Consider the following 1059-nt stretch of genomic DNA (forward strand, 5'->3'; position numbering starts at 1 on the left):
ACCGAAGGTTTTCACCTTCTTCACCGCTGGCGACGCTGGGCGTCCCCGGCAGCGGATGCGTACTTTACGGATTCGCCGCCGGGAGTGCAAGGGCTTTTTCGAACTCTTTTCGACACTCGGCGAAAGACTCATCATACTTCGAAATCGATATTCGCGAGAGTTGAGCGCGAAGGACAAACTCCCTACCATCGATCACTTCCACCGCGCAGGTACACCATGATCGACTCGCCACGTTTTCGCCGAGGTTCGCCGAATGCGCCTTGAGCGCCACGCTGCCTCCACAGAACGCCTTTCGCCTTCTCCCGCGAAATCTCGCTGCTGGCGGCTGGCGTGGCTGGCACTGCTCGCGCTCGGACTTCTGGCCAGCATGTGGCAGGCCGCCGAGATCGCGCGCGAACGCGCACTTGCAGAGCTCAAGGAGGACGCCGAGAACGAGCTGCGCCTGTCGGCGGCGAACCTTAACGGCTACCTGCTGCGCTTCGACTATCTGCCTCAGATGCTGGCCACGCGCGAAGGGGTGCGCCGCTTTCTCTCCTCGCCGCAGAGCCAGGATCCGATGGCGCTCAATCTGCTGCTGGATCGCTTTCGCTTCACCTCCGGCGTGTCCGACGTCTACCTGCTGGACAAGGAGGGCACCACGATCGCCGCCAGCAACTGGCATCGGCCCAACACCTTCATCGGCCACAACTACGCCTTTCGAAGCTACTACACCCAGGCGATCAGCGGCCGCCAGGGGCGCTTCTACGGGTTGGGGACTCAATCGCTGGAGCGCGGCTACTTCTTCTCTGCCCCGGTATGGCTCGACGATACCTCCCCGGACGCCACGCCCGATGGCGTGATGGTGGTCAAGGTGCTGCTGGACGAGGTCGAGCAGAGCTGGGCCGAACAGGATGCCGAGCTCTTCGTCACCGACCGCGATGCCATCATCTTCATGGCCAGTCGCCCCGAGCTTCGCATGAGCGCACTGAACGCCTTGAGCGCCACCGAGCGTGAAGCGCTGCGCCGCACTCAGCGCTACGCCATGGAGCCGCTGGCGTACTCCGGTATCGTCGTCGAGGC

Annotated in this window: 2 protein-coding genes; both read left to right on the forward strand. The window is 63.3% G+C overall.

Annotated features, from left to right (window positions below):
* A partial coding sequence (locus tag BIS11_RS18395; protein ID WP_253426662.1) for a hypothetical protein occupies positions 1–220 on the forward strand: 220 nt, incomplete at its 5' end.
* 33 nt (positions 221–253) lie between these two features.
* Positions 254–1059: cache domain-containing protein (locus BIS11_RS18400; protein ID WP_253586840.1), on the forward strand; the 806-nt coding region annotated here is incomplete at its 3' end.

Source organism: Halomonas sp. 707D4 (genome assembly GCF_024158685.1).
GTDB lineage: Bacteria > Pseudomonadota > Gammaproteobacteria > Pseudomonadales > Halomonadaceae > Vreelandella.